Origin of the sequence: Microbacterium sp. LWH12-1.2, assembly GCF_040675825.1 — a bacterium.
In the GTDB taxonomy this organism is placed as follows: domain Bacteria; phylum Actinomycetota; class Actinomycetes; order Actinomycetales; family Microbacteriaceae; genus Microbacterium.
Genome location: NZ_JBEGIJ010000001.1, coordinates 1,239,533 through 1,256,928, shown reverse-complemented (window position 1 = coordinate 1,256,928; position 17,396 = coordinate 1,239,533). Strand labels below are relative to the sequence as shown.

Below are 17,396 nucleotides of genomic sequence, written 5' to 3'. Positions count from 1 at the left end.
CGCGCAGGTGAACGAAGTACCTGCACGATGCCGCGACCCCGCAGCGAACGTCAGCGGCGAGCGGTGACCAGGGCGCTCTCGATCGCGGAGACGATCTCGGGTGCGTCCGGCTTCTGCTTCGGCCGGAAACGCTGCACCTCGCCGTCAGGCAGCACGAGGAACTTCTCGAAGTTCCACTCCACGCGGCCGGCCTTGCCGCCGGCATCCGGTGTCTGCTTCAGCGCCTTGTAGAGCTCGGTGGCGTTCTTTCCGTTGACCTTGACCTTGTCTGCCAGCGGGAAAGTGACGCCATAGGTCGTCGAGCAGAACTCGAGGATCTCCTCGACCGATCCTGGTTCCTGGCCGAAGAACTGGTTGCTGGGGAAGCCGAGCACCGTGAAGCCGCGGTCGCCGTAGAGGCGCTGCAGTTCCTCGAGCTGCTCGTACTGCGGGGTGAGGCCGCACTTCGAGGCGACATTCACGACCAGCACCACGTCTGCACCCAGATCATCGAGCGTTTTCTCGGCTCCCTGGGCGTCGGTGAACGGGATGGAACGGAGGGCGGAATCGGTCATATCCCCAGCCTAAACGCGACTGCCCGCCGGGGGCTCCGGGTCTGGGAGAATGGAGAGGTCATGACTCTTGCTCCAGCTACCGTGCGCCCGCTCCGTATCGGGCCGATCGCCCTCGACGTGCCCGTCGTCCTCGCACCCATGGCGGGGATCACCAACACCGCCTTCCGGCGTCTCTGCCGTGAGTACGGCGCCGGCCTTTACGTCAGCGAGATGATCACCTCCCGCGCGCTCGTGGAGCGCAACGAGACGACGATGCGCCTCATCCGCCACCACGAGTCCGAGACGCCCCGCTCGATCCAGCTCTACGGGGTCGACCCTCGCACGATCGCCGAGGCGGTCCGCATCATCGTCGCCGAAGACCACGCCGACCACATCGATCTGAATTTCGGATGCCCGGTGCCCAAGGTCACCCGCAAGGGCGGCGGAGCGGCGCTCCCGTGGAAGAGCCGGTTGTTCGCAGACATCGTCGACCAGGCGGTCAAGGCGGCCGGGCCGGTGCCGTTGACGGTCAAGATGCGCAAGGGCATCGACAAGGATCACCTCACCTTCCTCGAAGCAGGACGAGCTGCGGAGGATGCCGGCGCGGCCGCGGTCGCGCTGCACGCGCGGACCGCGGGGGAGTATTACTCCGGGCACGCGGATTGGAACGCGATCGGCGAGCTGAAACAGGCCGTCACCAGCATCCCGGTCCTCGGCAACGGCGACATCTGGTCGGCGGACGACGCGGTGCGGATGATGGCCGAAACCGATTGCGACGGCGTCGTGGTCGGTCGCGGATGCCTCGGCCGACCCTGGCTGTTCGGTGAGCTCGCCGCCGCCTTCGGAGCGCGGTCGCGTCCGGTCGATGCCACGTTGGGCTTCGTCGCGAACGCATTCCGCCGTCATGCCGAACTGATCGTCGAGTTCTATGAGGACGAGAGCCACGGATGCCGTGACATCCGCAAGCACGTCTCCTGGTACTTCAAGGGCTATCCGGTCGGCGGCGACATCCGCACCGGACTCGCGACCGCGTCGAGTCTCGCCGAGATCGATGATCTGCTCGGCCAGCTCGACCACACGGCGCCGTATCCGGGTGCGGATGCGGAGGGCCAGCGTGGTCGCGCAGGTCACGCCAAGCGCACGGCACTGCCGGATAAATGGTTGGAGTCGCGAGAGATCGAGGCTTCGGCGTCGGAGATGATGCGAGGAGCGGAGATCGAGAACAGTGGTGGCTGATCTGCGCACGGACGGCTACGATCCGCGCGATGCCGAGCGCTTCTTTGCCGAGACCCACCGTTCCGAGCGCAACGACTTCGCCAGAGATCGGGCGCGCGTGGTGCACTCGGCGGCACTGCGTCGTCTGGCGGCGAAGACGCAGGTGCTGAGCCCCGCGAGCACCGCAGACTTCGCACGCAACAGATTGACGCACTCGCTCGAGGTGGCGCAGGTCGGCCGGGAACTCGCGACGGCGCTCGGCGTCTCCGAAGACGTCGTCGACACGGCGTGCCTGAGCCACGACCTCGGGCATCCGCCATTCGGTCATAACGGCGAGCGTGCACTGAACGAATGGGCCGAGCACATCGGCGGCTTCGAGGGCAATGCGCAGTCGCTGCGCATCCTGACCCGACTCGAGGCCAAGGTTCTCGATGACGATGATCACTCGGTCGGACTCAACCTCACCAGAGCGACGCTCGATGCCACGTGCAAGTATCCGTGGACGGTCGACAGCCCGGTGCCGGATCCCGGTGGTCGGCTGAAGTTCGGGGTGTACCCCGAAGACGAGGCCGTGTTCCGCTGGATGCGTGAAGGGGCCCCGCGGCGGCTGCGCTGCATCGAGGCGGAGATCATGGATCTCTCCGACGACATCGCCTATTCCGTGCACGACTTCGAGGACGCCATCGTGAACGGCTACCTCGACGTCGCGCAGCTGGCGGACCCGCTGGAGCATGACGCCCTGGTCGGACGGATCCAGCAGTGGGTGGGGTATGACTTCACACGGGATGAGCTGGCCGACGCGCTCTACCGGCTGGCCACCCAGTCGATGTGGCTGTCATCGTTCGACCGCTCCCGTCGCGACCTCGCTCGTCTGAAGAACCTGACCAGCGACCTCATCGGACGCTTCGCCCGTGCCGCCGTCTCGGCGACGCGCGAGGCATACCCGGGGACCGCACTCGTCCGGTACAACGCGCATGTCGTCGTGCCCAGGGTCGTCGAAGCCGAGATCGCAGTCCTCAAGGGCATCATGGGGCAGGCGATCGTGACGATCGAGGCGCGCAAGGGCGTCTACAAGGAGCAGCGGCGCGTGCTGCGGCGTCTCGCCGACTCGCTCTGGTCGACGGACGCGCTGTGGTCGGCGGGAGCCGACGTGCTCGAACCCGCCTTCACGGCGGACTTCGTCGCCGCGACCACCGACGCCGAGCGTGCCAGGGTCGTCGTCGACCAGGTCGCGAGTCTCACCGACCAGAGCGCCATCGACTGGCACAACCGCCTGGTCGGAGAGATCGATCCTGCCGAGGTGGGGATCTGGACTCCGCGCCATGCGCGTCCGGGTTCGCGCGCGCATGTCGGCAGGCAGACGGTCGCCGAAGGAGCGGTCTGATGCCGCGGATCCGGCAGGCGGACGTCGATGAGGTCAAAGCGCGGACGAACATCGCGGACATCGTGGGGGAGCGCGTCGCGCTGAAATCGGCGGGCGTCGGGTCCCTCAAGGGACTGTGCCCTTTTCACGACGAGAAGAGCCCCAGCTTCCACGTACGGCCGCAGGTCGGCTACTACCATTGCTTCGGCTGCGGTGAGTCGGGCGACGTCTACTCGTTCCTGCGCGAGATGGATCACGTCAGTTTCACCGAGGCGGTGGAGCGGCTCGCTGGCCGCATCGGCTACGCGCTGCACTACGAAGACGGCGGTTCGGCACCGGAGACGAGCGGTCGCAGCAGGCTCTATGCCGCGAACACCGCGGCCGCGGAGTTCTTCCGCGCTCAGCTGCTCTCACCCGAGGCGGAGATCGGCCGACGGTTCCTCGGCGAGCGGGGCTTCGACGCGGGGGCGGCAGCCCACTTCGGGGTCGGCTTCGCGCCGAAGGGCTGGGACGCGATGCTCAAGGCGCTCACCGCGCAGGGCTTCACGCGAGACGAGCTGAGCGCCGCGGGTCTCGTCTCCACGGGCCAGCGGGGCGTATACGACCGTTTCCGTGGGCGCCTGGTCTGGCCGATCCGCGACGTCTCCGGTCAGACGATCGGCTTCGGCGCGAGGAAGCTCTTCGACGACGACCAGGGACCCAAGTACCTGAACACCCCCGAGACACCCATCTACAAGAAGGCCCAGGTGCTCTACGGGCTGGACCTCGCCAAGCGGGACATCGCTCGCGGCGACCCGCGGCGCGTTGTGGTCGTCGAGGGCTACACCGATGTGATGGCTTGCCATCTGGCCGGGCTCACGACGGCGATCGCCACCTGCGGCACGGCGTTCGGCACCGACCACATCAAGGTGCTGCGACGCGTGATGGGCGATGACAACGCATCCGGTGAGGTGGTGTTCACCTTCGATGGCGACGAGGCTGGTCAGAAGGCGGCGCTGCGCGCGTTCACCGAGGACGACCGTTTCAACGCGCAGACCTTCGTCGCGGTGGCACCGGATGGCTTGGATCCGTGTGATCTGCGCCTGCAGCGCGGCGATGCCGCCGTGCGGGGACTGATGGATGCCAAGGTGCCGATGTTCGAGTTCGCGATCGACCGCAAGCTCGGCGGCTTCGATCTGGCCACTGTGGAGGGTCGCGTGGGGGCATTGCGAGCCGCGTCTCCGATCGTCGCCGAGATCCGGGACCGACTCCTGCGCCCCGGGTACGAGCGTGTGCTGGCGCGTCGCCTCGGCATGGATCCCACCGAGGTGCATTCCGAGGTGGAGCGGGCCGCACGCGGAGGCGCGCAGACGAACCGACGAGAATCGGCTCCGGCCGAGTCCTCCGCGGGTCTCACCGGCATCGCACCGGTGACGCTCGGCAGCCTGCCGCGGACGGCGGACGTCGCCTTGGAGCGCGATGCTCTCATGGGGGCGCTCCAGTACGGCCATCAGGTCGATCACGAGCTGCTGACCCGTGCGCTGGCCGACGATTTCCGGACGCCGGGTCTGGACGCGGTGCGCGAGGCCGTGGCATCCGCTGCGAACCGCGCCAGGGCCGGGTGGGCGACCGACGCTGTGAACGCGGTGCGCGAGCCGTACCGATCGCTTGCCGGTGAGCTGCTGATGACGCCGTTCCCGGCGCGGAACGAGGAGAGCGCGGTCGCGTCGACCACCGATCTCGCCCGACGCCTGATCCTGCGGCGCCTCCAGCAGGACAAGTTCGAGCTGAATTCCGCCCTGCAGCGGGTGCCGGCGGACTCCGATGGCGGTCGTGCCCTGCGGATGCGCCTGCGGGATCTCGATGCGGAGCGTCAGCGCTTCACCGAGTCGTAACGACCGCGCCCGATCAATACAGGGCAGGATGGAGACATGTCGCGTCGGCCCGAATCCTCGAATGTGATCGACTGCGCCGACCTGGTGATCGATCGCATCGGGCACGGAGCGCCGACTCGTGCGGTCGACGGAGTGACCTTCAGCCTGGCGCCCGGTGAACTGATCTGCGTGGCTGGTCCCACCGGATCCGGGAAGTCGACTCTGGTGGCAGCTCTCGCCGGTTCCACTGATCCCTCCGTGCGTATCGTCGGCGGAACCGCCCAGGTGTGCGGTGTCGACGTGCGCAGACCAGGGCGCCGCCATCGACTGCTCACGTACCACACCGGCTTCGTGCCCCAGGGCGCCGGCGCGAATCTGCCGCCGCGTCTGACCGTGCACGAGGTGATCGCCGAGCCGATCCTCCTCCGGGAGAAGCGGGTGAACACGAAAGCGCTCTCGATCCGGGTCGCCACGCTCCTCGACGAGCTTCACCTCCCGCTCGGCACCGCAGACAAGTTCCCATACGAGCTGAGCGCCGGCATGCGCCAGCGCGTCGCCGTCGCCCGCTCCTTCGTCCTGGAACCCAAGGTGCTCATCGCCGATGAGCCGCTCGCCAACCTCGACCTCGAGGTGCGTCCTGTCGTGTTCGGTGCGATCACGCGGCGCCGAAAGGAGCAGGGGATGGGCGCGCTGCTCGTCACGAACGATGCGGACTTCATTCGCGAGCTGAACGCCGAGACTCTGATGCTCCGAGGCGGGCATGTCGTCGCGAGAGGCGTCGGCAAAGATTTGCTCTGGGTGCCGAACGCCGAGGCGGATTCCCGGCACTGATCCTCTCGCGACACGCCTCCCGAAAAGCCCGCCGTGTGTCACGAGCATGGTTCGGAGTTTGCTAAGCTTGTCGAGTTGCCCGCGCAGCGGAGCACATTCCTCGGTAGCTCAATTGGCAGAGCAGCCGGCTGTTAACCGGCAGGTTCTTGGTTCGAGTCCAAGCCGGGGAGCCAATAGAAGGCGCCCCTCCCGCGAGTTCGGGAGGGGCGCCTTCTCCCATGTGAGGGATAGACGGCCACGTCGGACGCGGCCGCGGCATCGCGGCGATAGCCTGGGCCATCATGCGGTGCGTGATGTGGAGAGCGAGGATCGCCTTATGAACGCCGTCCCGGCTGAGCCGGAGCGCGCCCGCGACTGGGCGACGCTCCCGAACGCGATCACCGTTCTGCGTCTGCTTCTCGTCGTTCCCATCACTGTGCTGCTGGTGCAGGATGCTGCTCCCGTGCTGACCCTCGTCCTGCTGGTGCTGTTCGGCGTGAGCGATTGGGTGGACGGCTATCTGGCGCGGCGCCTCGGGCAGACGAGTCGGACGGGAGCGCTCCTGGACCCCTTCGCCGACCGCGTGGGCGTCGCCATCATCGCGTGCGGTTTCGTGGTCGCCGGCCATCTGCCGCTGTGGATCGCGGTCGTCGTCGTCGGCGTCGATCTCACACTCGGCGTGATCTGGGCGATCACCCGGCCGGAGCAGATGCCCCCGGCCACTCGACTGGGGAAGGCGCGCACGGCGATCTTCATGACGGGACTCGCCCTGATCGGATTGGGAATCCTGCCCGACCTCGGCATCATCGGTGTGATCGGCCAGGTCATCTGCGCCGTCGGCGCCGTGCTTCATCTGGTCGTCGGATTCGGATACCTTCGGACACTGCTTCGGCGTTGAAGGTCTTGGTGAGGTTGCCTTGACCGCGTGGACGCAGAAGAGGCCCCGCCATCCGGCGGAGCCTCTTCTGGTGAGATGCGAAACGCGTCAGCGTGCTGCGCCGGCGAGCGTTCCGGTCGTCTGGACGCCCTCTTCGAGGACGACGCACTGGATGATGCGGTCGTTCATCTGCTCCCAGGTCTCCTTCGTCGGGGTGATCGGGTAGACCGTGAGAACCGAAGCGTCGTACGCGACGCCGACGAACGTGGTGAACGGTTCGCCGATGCACTCCTGCGACGCGGCGTCGACATCGGCATCCGAGAACTCGCCGTCCGGCATCGGGAACTCCCAGAAGACTTCCTCGTCGTGCGGCTGGTCGCACGGGGTGACGTCAGCGCTCTCGATGAGGCCGGTTGCGCTGGACATCTTGCAGTCGCCGACCTTCAACGCGAAGATGTCGATGTTCGCGTCTTCCTTGACCTCGCCCGTCTCCTCGTCACGGTCTGCATCCTGAGGAGCACCCCCGAGGATGTTGTTGATCGCGCTACAGCCGCTGAGGGCGATCGTGAGCGCCACGGCTGTTCCAGCCAGTGCCAGGGCGCGTCGCGTGCGCAGTTTCATCATGGTGTGATTCCCCTCGAATGTCTTGGTGAGGGGGCGCGAAAACACCCCCTTGGGCACGTTATCCGTCTGGGAGTCTGTGACGCAACTCCAAGGATGCTGTGAGCTGACTGAGCGCGTCAACCTTCGAGGTCGTCGATCCCCGGAGTCCAACTCGAACCGGCACGGCCCCAGCCGCGTTTGCGGGCGATCTTCTGCACCGTCTTCCAGTCGCCGTCGGAGAGACGGTCGACGTACAGGATGCCGTCGAGGTGGTCGAACTCGTGCTGCATGATGCGGGCACGCCACCCATCGACTTCGATGCGAACGTCTGCGCCATCCAGGTCCGTGCCGGTGACGAGCACCCGATCGGAACGCCGCAGCGGGAATCGCTCTCCAGGGAACGAGAGGCACCCCTCGGATTCCAGGTCAGGGTCGGGATCGCCGGGTTCGAGCGGTGCCATCCACAGAACCGGGTTGATCAGAACGCCGCGCCACGGCTCGTCGTCGTCGTCGACGTAGGAGTAGGTGTAGAGCCGCAGTGGCACGCCGACCTGGGGAGCGGCGAGACCCACACCCGGTGCCGTATCCATGGTTTCGTACATGTCGGCGACGAGTGCGCGGATGTCGTCTGTGATCTCTTCGACGGCGGATGCGGGGGAGTGCAGAACGGGGTCGCCCATGATGCGAATCGGAAGTACAGCCACGCCATAACCCTACTGGGCGGGAACTGCCAGGTAGGGTCGTATTGTGAGCGCAGGCGTATGGACAAATGGGGCGGATGTCGTCGGTGACCACCTTGTCGGCGCATTCCAGAACCCGGGGCTGCTGCTGGGAATCCCGCTCGCTCTCGCCGGGGCCGTCTTCATGTCGCTCGGTGCGCAGTACCAGCACCGCGGGGTCGAGAAGGTAGAACTGCTCAGCGGCGCGGACGGCGCCAGCGGCCTCAACATGAACCAGATCAAGCGGTTGATGACCCGGCCCTCCTGGCTCCTCGGCACGTTGATGCTCGCCCTCGCCGTGATCTGCCAGCTGGCCGCGCTCGTGCAGGCGCCGCTGATCGTCGTGCAGCCGCTCGGCGCGATCGCGCTGGTGATGACGACGCTGCTCAACGCGCGGATCTCAGGGCACTCGCCGACCAAGCAATCGATCACCGCGATCACCTGCTGCGTCGGTGGCATCTTCCTGTTCGTGTTCTTCGCGGCGATCTTCGCCACGGAGCAGGAGATCGACGAACGTCAACTCTTCGTGATCCTCGCTGTGCTGCTCGTCGTGATCATCATCCTGGGCGCCTTCTGGCTCATCCTCAGGCACCGTATGCGTGCCCTCTTCTACGTGATCGGCGCCGGCATCCTCTACGGCTTCGTCGCGACCCTCGCGAAGGTCGTCATCAAGCGCGTCCAGGCCGGCGACTTCGAGTGGGTCACCGTCGTGTGCGTGATCGCGCTCCTTGCTGCTGCCGCCGTCGGTGCCTACTTCGTGCAGACCGCGTACAGCTCGGGCCCGCCCGACCTGGTGATCGCCGGGCTCACTGTCGTCGATCCGCTCATCGCCGTGCTCATCGGCATGGTCGTGCTCGGCGAGGCGGCAGCCGCACCGTGGTGGGTCCTCATCATCTTCGCGGTCGCCGGAGCGATCGCGGTGTGGGGTGTCGTGGGGCTCGCCCGATTCCATCCCCAGGTGCTCAGCGAGAGCCAGGAGCTGGGCATCCCGCGCGGCAGTGACGATTCAGCGGCCGGCGCGCCTGCGACGAGCGCGGATCCGCGCCGCTCGACGGGGCCGGAGAGCCCTCAGTAGGATCGATCGATCAGGTCGGGGGAGACCTCGGACGCGGCCGCCTCATCCACGAAGAAGATCGTCCGCTTGCGCCCCTTCGCGCCAGCAGCCGGCACGCTGGAGTAACTGGCGCCGGCCAGAGCAAGCCCGAGCGCCGAAGCCTTGTCCGCGCCCGTGAGAACCAGCCACACGCGCTTGGACGAGTTCAGTACGGGCCGGGTCAGTGTGACCCGCTCAGGCGGCGGCTTGGGGGAGTCGCGCACGGGAAGAACAGCGGCATCCGTCACGCCCACCTCCGGGCGGTCGGGGAAGAGCGAGGCGATGTGGCCATCAGGACCGACACCGAGGAAGCACACAGCGAACGAGGGCCAGGGCTGCTCATCGGTTCCGAAACGTGCGAGCTCCGCAGCATACGCCGCCGCCGCTTCGTCGAGGGTGACGCCGGAGTCGGACCCAGCCACCTCGTGCACGTTCTCGGCAGGGACCGGGATGTGATCGAGAAGAGCCTGACGGGACTGAACGGAGTTGCGGTCGGCGTGGTCCCGGGCGACGAAACGCTCGTCGCCCCACCAGAAGTGCACGAGCGACCAGTCGATCTGAGCCGAGCGAGGGTCTTCTGCGGCCGCACGGAGCACGGCACCGCCCATCGACCCGCCGGTCAGCGCGATATGCGCGATCCGTCCGTTCCGCGTCCGCGCACCGAGGCGCGTCAGGAAACGGTCGGCAACGCGTGCGGCCAGGGCCGCAGGGGTTGATTCGACAACGACCCGCTTCTCTGCGGATGCTGCTTCCATCGAGGTCACTCTCCCGTCTCGGGCGGGCCCAGTTTCTCCCAGCCTTCGGTTATCACTCGACCGTACAGGACATCCGGGTCCAGGCGACGAAGCTCCTCAGCGAGGCACTCGCGGAGCGTGCGGCGCGGCAGGTGCAGGTCATGATTCGGCTGCTCCGGCTGCGTGAGCACGGCGACACCGGGCGTCGGGCGCTCCAGCAGGATGTCTCCGGCAGCACGCGTCAGACGCACGGACTTGATGCCCTCCTGCCAGTGCTCCGGGTCCTCGTACGACCACCGCACCGGGACGTCGAGCGCCATCTGCAGCCACGCGGCGAGCAGGGCGGTCGAAGGCGAAGCGGAGGCTCCGCGCACCTCGACCGCGGTGACGGCGTCGTACGGCGGTTGGTCGAGTACGGCGGCGAGCTGCTCGCGCCAGTGGGTGAGACGCGTCCACGCGAGGTCGGTGTCGCCCGGCGCGTGGGTCTCGCCGAGTCGGGCGAGACGATCGCGCACGTCGGATGCCGTGGCGGCATCCGTGATCCGACGCTGGGCGATCTTGCCGAGCGGGGATTGCGCTGGTGCCAGCGGTGCTTCCTCCGGCCACCAGGCGACGACCGGCGCATCGGGAAGAAGCAGTCCGGTGATGAGGCTCTCTTCGTTGCTGGCGGCGTCGCCGAATGCGCGGAGCACCACGACCTCACTGGCTCCGGCGTCGCCGCCGACGCGGATCTGCGCGTCCAGACGGGACTCGCCCGAACCGGTGGTGAGGACGATGACGCGCATCGGGTGCTCGCGAGAAGCGTCGTTGGCAGCGTCGATCGCGGCCTCGGCTACGCCGTTGCGTGCCGCGATGACGAGGGTGAGCACGCGACCGAGGGCGACTGCGCCGCCCTCTTCGCGCGTCTTGACGAGCTGCTTCGCGACCTGGCTGACGGTCGTATCGGGAAGGTCGATGATCACGGGCGTCTCCAGACTCGTCCGTCGCGGGCCAGCAGGGCATCGGCGGATGCCGGACCCCACGAACCGGGCGCGTACTGCTCCACCGGACCGCCTTCGGCGGCCCAGAACTTCTCCACCGGGTCGAGGATCTTCCAGGAGAGCTCGACCTCTTCGTGCCGCGGGAACAGCGGCGGGTCGCCCAGCAGGACGTCGAGGATCAGACGCTCGTACGCCTCCGGGCTCGCCTCGGTGAAGGCGTGGCCGTATCCGAAGTCCATCGTCACGTCGCGCACGTTGGTGCCGTTGCCCGGCACCTTGGATCCGAAGCGGATCGTGACGCCCTCGTCGGGCTGCACCCGGATCACGAGCGCGTTCTGCCCGAGCTCGGAGGCGTTGCTGCGACCGAAAAGGTGTTCAGGCGCCCGCTTGAAGACGACGGCGACCTCGGTCACGCGTCGGCCGAGACGCTTGCCGGTGCGCAGGTAGAACGGCACGCCGGCCCAGCGGCGCGTGTCGATCTCCAGCTTGATCGCGGCGTACGTCTCGGTGGCCGACTCGGGGTTCATCCCGTCCTCGTCGAGGAAGCCGGTGACCTGCTCGCCACCCTGCCATCCGCCGGCGTACTGGCCGCGGGCTGTCGCGAGCGACAGATCCTCCGGCACGTGGACGGCCGCGAGGACCTTCTCCTTCTCCGCCCGCAGGTGCTCGGCGGACAGGCTGATCGGCTCTTCCATCGCGGTGAGCGCGAGCAGCTGCAGGAGGTGGTTCTGGATGACGTCGCGCGCGGCGCCCACGCCGTCGTAGTAGCCGGCACGACCACCCACGCCGATGTCCTCGGCCATGGTGATCTGCACGTGGTCGACGTAGTTGCGATTCCAGATCGGTTCGTACAGCTCGTTCGCGAAGCGCAGCGCCAGGATGTTCTGCACCGTCTCCTTGCCGAGGTAGTGGTCGATGCGGAAGATCGAGTCCGCCGAGAACGCGACCTCGAGTGCGTCGTTCAGCTCTCGTGCCGACTCGAGGTCGTGCCCGAACGGCTTCTCGATGACGACGCGTCGCCAGCACTGGTCGTCGTCGTCCTCGTCCCCGACGAGCCCGGAGTCCTTGAGCTGCTTGGCGACAACGGGGAACGCCTTCGGCGGGATGGACAGGTAGAACGCGTGGTTGCCCATCGTGCCGCGTTCGACATCGAGGTGGTCCACGGTCTCGCGGAGCTTGCGGAACGACTCCGGGTTGTCGAACTCCCCGGAGACGAACCGGATGCCCTGAAGCAGCTGCGTCCACGTTTCTTCGCGGAACGGCGTGCGCGCATACTGCTTGACCGCGTCGTACACGACCTGCGCGAAGTCCTGGTCCTCCCAGTCGCGGCGGGCGAAGCCGACCAGCGCGAATCCCGGCGGGAGCAGGCCGCGATTGGCGAGGTCGTAGACCGCGGGCATGAGCTTCTTGCGCGACAGATCGCCGGTCACGCCGAAGATCACGAGGGCGCTGGGCCCGGCGATCCGGTTGAGTCGACGATCATCGGGGTCGCGCAGCGGATTGTGCCCGCGCGAGATGGGAACAGTCATGAGTGGGGGATTCTCCTGCTGACTACTTCTGGGCGGCTTCGAAGAGGGCGAGCACGTCGGCCGAGGAGTCCGTGATCGTGAGGGACACGACCGGGCGGCCGTGTTCGGCGAGGACAGCGGCGTCACCGGCGGCCTGCGCCTCGATGAGCTGTCCGAAGGTGAACGGTCGCTCCGGGATCTCCAGATCCACATCAGTGCGCTCCAGGATCTGCAGGAACACCCCCTGGGCAGGCCCGCCCTTGTGGTACTGACCGGTGGAGTGCAGGAACCGCGGTCCCCAGCCGAAGGTGGTCGGGCGACCGGAATCGGCGGCGACGAGTTCGCGCAGCCCCTGCAGTTGCGGCACGTCGAGGCGGTTCACGTAGGCCTGGATCGACACGTAGCCGTCAGCGGACAGCTGCGCCCAGAGAGCATCGAGCACGCCCTCCACCGTTCCGGAGGCCGCGAGAGCCGGGTCGGACACCCGCACCTCGACGCCGTTCTCGACGAACACGGCAGCCGTCTGCTCAGGACGTGCGTCCAGCAGGCCGCGTGCGGCGATCTTCGCCGACTCGACATCCGGCTGATCGAACGGGTCGATTCCGAGCAGAATGCCGGCGATCGCGGTGGCGAACTCCCAGACGATGAACTGCGCGCCCAGCGTGCCGCTGACGAGGATCTCGCCCGGGTGGCGCTCGTGCAGATGGAACTCGTTCGCATCGTCGACGAGCCTGACGATCTGCAGGTCGTCAGGCAGCGCGTCGAGTTCCGGCGAGACCGGCAGCAGGACGACCGGGAGGATGCCGGTGCCACGCTTACCCGTGGATTCGGCGATCAGCTGCTCGATCCAGTCGGGCAGCCCGTTGATGTGGGTGCCGTCCGTGACCAGGCCGAGCTTGTCGCGGCGCGGGCTGGTGCCGGCGATCGCCGCTGCGAGGCGCAGCGCCGGGTTGTCGGCGGAGTCGACGGCCACCTCGAGCAGCGACGCTTCGGCTTCGTTCAGCAGTTCATCGACGTCGACGCCGGCGAGGCCGGTCGGAACCAGACCGAATGCCGTCAGCGCCGAGTAGCGGCCGCCGACGTTCGGGTCGGCGTTGAACACGCGGTAGCCGGCCTCGCGAGCCGAGGCATCCAACGGCGAGCCGGGGTCGGTGACGACCACGATGCGCTCGGCCGGGTCGATGCCGAGATCGCGGAACGCGGCCTCGAAGGTGCGGCGCTGCGAGTCGGTCTCGACCGTGGAGCCCGACTTCGACGAGACGACGAGCACGGTGTCCTCCACGCCTTCATCGAGCGCGGCCAGGACCTGCCCTGGCGCCGTCGAGTCGAGGATCGTGAGGGGGACTCCCGCCGTCTGCGCGATGACCTCCGGCGCGAGCGACGATCCGCCCATGCCGGCGAGGACGACGCGGTTCACGCCCTTGGCGGCCAGTTCGCCGCGCAGGGCGACGATCTCCGCGACCAGCGGACGGGAGATCGAGACGGCTTCCACCCAGCCCAGACGGACGGCTGCCTCCGCCTCGGCATCCGGACCCCACAGACTCGCGTCGCCGCCGGTGAGGCGCGAAGCGATCAGGTCACGGACGAGGCCGGGGACGACCTCGTCGATCGCCGTCCGGGGTGCCCCGGACGTGTGGATCGAGAAGGTCATCGCTGGGCTTCCAGGCCCTCGGAGACCTGGGCCAGAAGGTCGTGCCACGAGTCGATGAATTTCGCGACGCCCTCGTCCTCGAGCACCTGGGTGACGTCGTCGAAGTCGACGCCAAGTTCGGCGAGTCCGGCGAAGACCTCACGGGCCTCGTCGTAGCCGCCGGTGATCGTGTCACCGACGATGACGCCGTGGTCGAAGGTCGCCTCGAGGGTCTTCTCCGGCATCGTGTTGACAACGCCCTGCGCCACGAGCTCGGTGACGTACAGGGTGTCCGGCAGTGCCGGGTCCTTCACACCGGTCGACGCCCACAGGGGACGCTGCGGGTTGGCGCCGGCATCCAGGAGAGCCTGGGCGCGGTCACCGGCGAACGTCTGCTCGTAGAGCTCGTAGGCGAGGCGTGCGTTGGCAAGACCGGCCTTGTTCTTCAGCGCCAGGGCGGCATCCGACCCGATAGCGGTGAGACGCTTGTCGGTCTCGGTGTCGACGCGCGAGACGAAGAACGATGCGACGGAGTGGATGGTCGACAGGTCGATGCCGGCTGCCTTGGCGGTCTCCAGACCGGTCAGGTAGGCGTCGATGACCGCGGCGTACCGCTCCAGGCTGAAGATCAGTGTCACGTTGACACTGATGCCCGCCCCGATCGCGTCGGCGATCGCGGGAAGGCCGGCCTTCGTCGCGGGGATCTTGACCAGCAGGTTCGGGCGATCGACCTTCGCCCACAGCTCCTTGGCCTGAGCCACGGTGCCGGCGGTGTCGTGCGCCAAGTCGGGGGAGACCTCGATCGAGACGCGTCCGTCGACGTGGCCGGAGGCTTCCCACACCGGGCGGAACACGTCGAGTGCCGCGGCGACATCCTGCGTGGTGGCCGCGAACACGGCCTCCTCGGCAGTGGCGCCGGATGCGGCGAGCTCGGTCACCTGAGCGTCGTAGGAGGTGTCGTTCTTGTCGGTGATCGCGTTCGCGAAGATCGTCGGGTTCGTCGTGACGCCGACGACATTGCGCGAGGCGATCAGGTCGGCGAGGTTCCCGGAGGCGATGCGAGTGCGGGAGAGGTCGTCGAGCCAGATGCTGACGCCGGCGGCGGCGAGGTCTGCGGTGGGGGTGCTCATGCGTTCTCCTTGATGTTTGCGGCGATGGTCTCACGGGCTGCGGCGATGACGGCCTCAGTGGTGATGCCGAACTTCTCGAACAGGGTCTTGTAGTCGGCGGAGGCGCCGAAGTGGTCGATGCCGACGGAGCGTCCACGGTCTCCGACGATGCCGCGCCAGCTGAGCACGGAACCCGCCTCGACCGACACGCGAGCCGTCACCGATGCCGGGAGCACGCTCTCGCGGTACGCCTCATCCTGTTCGTCGAACCATTCCAGAGACGGAGCGGACACGACGCGGACGTTCACGCCCTCCGCGGCCAGCGCGGTGCGTGCGTTGACGGCGAGCTGGACCTCGGAGCCGGTGGCGATGATGATGACGTCAGGAGTGCCGTTCGGTGCCTCGGCGAGGACATAAGCACCCTTGACGGCGTTGGATGCCGCGGCGAAGGTCTCGCCGGTGGCTGCACCGTTGCCGCGCTCGAAGACCGGGATGTTCTGACGCGTGAGCGCGATGCCCGAGGGCCCCGCCTGACGACGCAGCATCTCGAGCCAGGTGACCGAAGTCTCGTTGGCGTCGGCCGGGCGGACGACCGTGAAGTTCGGGATGGCACGAAGAGTCGCGATCTGCTCGACCGGCTGGTGCGTCGGGCCGTCCTCGCCGAGCGCGACCGAGTCGTGCGTCCAGACGAAGATGCTCGGCACGTTCATCAGAGCCGCGAGGCGCACCGCCGGGCGCATGTAGTCACTGAAGATGAGGAACGTACCACCGAAGGCGCGGGTCGGACCGTGCAGCACGATGCCGTTGATGATCGCGCCCATCGCGTGCTCGCGGATGCCGAAATGCAGCACTCGGCCGTACGGGGAGCCGGACCACTCGTGGGTCGACCACTCCGCAGGGATGAAGGACTTCGAGTCCTTGATCGTGGTGAGGTTCGACTCGGCGAGATCCGCCGATCCACCCCACAGCTCGGGGAGCTGAGCGGCGAGGGCGTTGATGACCTGACCGGATGCGGCGCGAGTGGAGACGTCCTTGCCCGGCTCGAAGACCGGCAGGGCCGAGGTGATGTCGGTGGGCAGCTCGCCCGCCTCCAGGCGGTCCAGCAGTGCCTTGCGCTCGGGGTTCGCGGCGGCCCAGGCGTCGAACGACTCCTCCCAGGCGGCGCGAGCCTCGGCGGCACGGGCGGCGAGACCGCGAGTGTGCGCGATGACGTCGTCGGCGACGGCGAAATGCTCTTCGGGGTTGAAGCCGAGCACCTTCTTGGTCGCGGCGAGTTCGTCGGCGCCGAGAGCGGAGCCGTGGATCTTGCCGGAGTTCTGCTTGCCGGGCGACGGCCATCCGATGATCGTCTTCAGGATGATCAGCGACGGCTTGTCGGTCTCGCCCTTGGCTGCCTCGATCGCCGCGAACAGTTCGGCGACGTCTTCGACGTACTCGCCGGTCTTCTTCCAGTCGACGACCTGGACCTGCCAGCCGTACGACTCGTAGCGCTTCGCGACGTCCTCGGTGAAGGCGACGTTCGTGTCGTCCTCGATCGAGATCTGGTTGGAGTCGTAGATCGCGATGAGGTTGCCGAGCTGCTGGTGACCCGCGAGCGACGAAGCCTCGCTGGTGATGCCCTCCTGCAGGTCGCCGTCGCCGGCGATCACGTAGATGAAGTGGTCGAACGGGCTGGTGCCGGCTGCGGCCTGCGGATCGAACAGACCGCGCTCGTACCGTGCGGCATAGGCGAAGCCCACGGCCGAGGCGAGACCCTGGCCGAGCGGACCCGTCGTGATCTCGACGCCCTTGGTGTGCCCGTACTCCGGGTGACCGGGAGTGAGCGAACCCCAGGTGCGCAGCGACTTGAGATCGTCGAGCTCGAGACCGAAGCCGCCGAGGTAGAGCTCGACGTACTGGGTGAGGGAGGAGTGACCGGCCGAGAGGATGAACCGATCGCGTCCGAGCCAGTCAGTGTCGCTCGGGTCGTGGCGCAGCACGCGCTGGTACAGCAGGTACGCCGCAGGTGCCAGGCTCATCGCGGTGCCGGGGTGGCCGTTTCCGACCTTCTCCACGGCGTCCGCGGCCAGGAGTCGCGCGGTATCCACCGCGCGCCGATCGATCTCATCCCACTGCAATTCCGACACGATGAAGCCCTTCTCCAACAGTTCGAGAGCGCCCGGAAAGCAGAATCGCGGTCCGCATCGTTACGGAGGAGGTGTCATGAGCGCCGGGCGCGCGAGTGGTTTCAGCATAGCGCTGTGCGTCGTTGCGTTACCCCGTCTTACGACGCTTCACAACGATGGAAAGCGCAATGTGAGACGGGTGGCTCGAGGCGGGAAGCGGCCGCCGCGTGCCCTAGACTGAAAGGGCTGTCGTGACGTGTGCGG

General features: G+C 67.6%; 15 protein-coding genes and 1 tRNA gene. 7 read left to right on the top strand and 9 right to left on the bottom strand.

Annotation, left to right across the window (positions count from 1 at the left end; all coding sequences use genetic code 11):
* Positions 1–50 precede the first annotated feature (50 nt).
* Positions 51–554 carry a glutathione peroxidase gene (locus tag MRBLWH12_RS06000; protein WP_341974510.1) on the bottom strand — a complete coding sequence of 168 codons (504 nt, stop codon included), beginning with the start codon at positions 552–554 and terminating at the stop codon, positions 51–53.
* 60 nt (positions 555–614) lie between these two features.
* Between MRBLWH12_RS06000 and dusB the strand changes: the two genes are divergently transcribed.
* The 6 genes from dusB (at position 615) to MRBLWH12_RS05970 (ending at position 6,672) form a co-directional block, all read left to right on the top strand.
* Entirely contained in the window at positions 615–1,769 is a 1,155-nt protein-coding gene (gene dusB, locus MRBLWH12_RS05995) for a tRNA dihydrouridine synthase DusB (protein WP_363547153.1), read from the top strand.
* Positions 1,759–3,132, top strand: coding sequence for a deoxyguanosinetriphosphate triphosphohydrolase (locus tag MRBLWH12_RS05990; protein WP_341974512.1), 1,374 nt, complete (start codon positions 1,759–1,761; stop codon positions 3,130–3,132). The genes dusB and MRBLWH12_RS05990 overlap by 11 nt, the downstream gene beginning before the upstream one ends.
* Positions 3,132–4,985, top strand: coding sequence for a DNA primase (gene dnaG, locus MRBLWH12_RS05985; protein ID WP_341974513.1), 1,854 nt, complete (start codon positions 3,132–3,134; stop codon positions 4,983–4,985). Before MRBLWH12_RS05990 ends, dnaG begins: the two co-directional genes overlap by 1 nt.
* Before the next feature lie 36 nt (positions 4,986–5,021).
* Positions 5,022–5,795: an ATP-binding cassette domain-containing protein gene (locus MRBLWH12_RS05980; RefSeq protein WP_363547150.1), complete on the top strand. Its 774-nt coding sequence runs from the start codon at positions 5,022–5,024 to the stop codon at positions 5,793–5,795.
* 97 nt (positions 5,796–5,892) lie between these two features.
* Positions 5,893–5,968 (top strand) — tRNA-Asn (locus MRBLWH12_RS05975).
* 143 nt (positions 5,969–6,111) lie between these two features.
* Positions 6,112–6,672: a CDP-alcohol phosphatidyltransferase family protein gene (locus MRBLWH12_RS05970; protein ID WP_341974515.1), complete on the top strand. Its 561-nt coding sequence runs from the start codon at positions 6,112–6,114 to the stop codon at positions 6,670–6,672.
* Between the two features lie 87 nt (positions 6,673–6,759).
* Here the strand turns inward: MRBLWH12_RS05970 and MRBLWH12_RS05965 are convergent, their stop codons facing one another.
* Both MRBLWH12_RS05965 and def read right to left on the bottom strand, forming a co-directional pair.
* Positions 6,760–7,275: a hypothetical protein gene (locus tag MRBLWH12_RS05965; protein WP_341974516.1), complete on the bottom strand. Its 516-nt coding sequence runs from the start codon at positions 7,273–7,275 to the stop codon at positions 6,760–6,762.
* A 116-nt stretch (positions 7,276–7,391) separates the two neighbouring features.
* The gene (def, locus tag MRBLWH12_RS05960) at positions 7,392–7,958 is read right to left on the bottom strand and encodes a peptide deformylase (RefSeq protein WP_363547146.1); all 567 of its coding nucleotides are present in this window, start codon (positions 7,956–7,958) and stop codon (positions 7,392–7,394) included.
* Positions 7,959–7,998: 40 nt separating this feature from the next.
* On the opposite strand from def, the gene MRBLWH12_RS05955 reads away from it, so the two are divergent.
* Positions 7,999–9,048, top strand: coding sequence for a DMT family transporter (locus MRBLWH12_RS05955; protein ID WP_414685037.1), 1,050 nt, complete (start codon positions 7,999–8,001; stop codon positions 9,046–9,048).
* Here the strand turns inward: MRBLWH12_RS05955 and pgl are convergent.
* The 6 genes from pgl to tkt are packed head-to-tail and all read right to left on the bottom strand — an operon-like array spanning position 9,042 to position 17,153.
* On the bottom strand, positions 9,042–9,821 hold the full coding sequence (gene pgl / locus MRBLWH12_RS05950) for a 6-phosphogluconolactonase (protein WP_341974519.1): 780 nt from the start codon (positions 9,819–9,821) through the stop codon (positions 9,042–9,044). The genes MRBLWH12_RS05955 and pgl overlap by 7 nt on opposite strands.
* 5 nt (positions 9,822–9,826) lie before the next feature.
* Entirely contained in the window at positions 9,827–10,762 is a 936-nt protein-coding gene (locus tag MRBLWH12_RS05945; RefSeq protein WP_341974520.1) for a glucose-6-phosphate dehydrogenase assembly protein OpcA, read from the bottom strand.
* Positions 10,759–12,309 carry a glucose-6-phosphate dehydrogenase gene (zwf, locus tag MRBLWH12_RS05940; RefSeq protein WP_341974521.1) on the bottom strand — a complete coding sequence of 517 codons (1,551 nt, stop codon included), beginning with the start codon at positions 12,307–12,309 and terminating at the stop codon, positions 10,759–10,761. Before zwf ends, MRBLWH12_RS05945 begins: the two co-directional genes overlap by 4 nt.
* Before the next feature lie 22 nt (positions 12,310–12,331).
* A complete protein-coding gene (locus tag MRBLWH12_RS05935) occupies positions 12,332–13,939 on the bottom strand; it encodes a glucose-6-phosphate isomerase (protein ID WP_363547139.1) in 1,608 nt (535 codons plus the stop codon).
* Complete coding sequence (gene tal / locus MRBLWH12_RS05930) at positions 13,936–15,048, bottom strand: transaldolase (protein WP_363547136.1); 1,113 nt, start codon at positions 15,046–15,048, stop codon at positions 13,936–13,938. Before tal ends, MRBLWH12_RS05935 begins: the two co-directional genes overlap by 4 nt.
* On the bottom strand, positions 15,045–17,153 hold the full coding sequence (tkt, locus tag MRBLWH12_RS05925; RefSeq protein ID WP_363547134.1) for a transketolase: 2,109 nt from the start codon (positions 17,151–17,153) through the stop codon (positions 15,045–15,047). The genes tal and tkt overlap by 4 nt, the downstream gene beginning before the upstream one ends.
* Between the last annotated feature and the right edge of the window lie 243 nt (positions 17,154–17,396).

Excerpts from the sequence above, each read along its gene's own strand:
- MRBLWH12_RS05970 (WP_341974515.1), top strand. The coding sequence starts at position 6,112 with ATGAACGCCGTCCCGGCTGAGCCGGAGCGCGCCCGCGACTGGGCGACG.
- MRBLWH12_RS05935 (WP_363547139.1), bottom strand. The coding sequence starts at position 13,939 with ATGACCTTCTCGATCCACACGTCCGGGGCACCCCGGACGGCGATCGAC.
- zwf (WP_341974521.1), bottom strand. The coding sequence starts at position 12,309 with ATGACTGTTCCCATCTCGCGCGGGCACAATCCGCTGCGCGACCCCGAT.
- MRBLWH12_RS05980 (WP_363547150.1), top strand. The coding sequence starts at position 5,022 with ATGTCGCGTCGGCCCGAATCCTCGAATGTGATCGACTGCGCCGACCTG.
- dusB (WP_363547153.1), top strand. The coding sequence starts at position 615 with ATGACTCTTGCTCCAGCTACCGTGCGCCCGCTCCGTATCGGGCCGATC.
- tal (WP_363547136.1), bottom strand. The coding sequence starts at position 15,048 with ATGAGCACCCCCACCGCAGACCTCGCCGCCGCCGGCGTCAGCATCTGG.
- MRBLWH12_RS06000 (WP_341974510.1), bottom strand. The coding sequence starts at position 554 with ATGACCGATTCCGCCCTCCGTTCCATCCCGTTCACCGACGCCCAGGGA.
- dnaG (WP_341974513.1), top strand. The coding sequence starts at position 3,132 with ATGCCGCGGATCCGGCAGGCGGACGTCGATGAGGTCAAAGCGCGGACG.
- MRBLWH12_RS05965 (WP_341974516.1), bottom strand. The coding sequence starts at position 7,275 with ATGATGAAACTGCGCACGCGACGCGCCCTGGCACTGGCTGGAACAGCC.
- pgl (WP_341974519.1), bottom strand. The coding sequence starts at position 9,821 with ATGGAAGCAGCATCCGCAGAGAAGCGGGTCGTTGTCGAATCAACCCCT.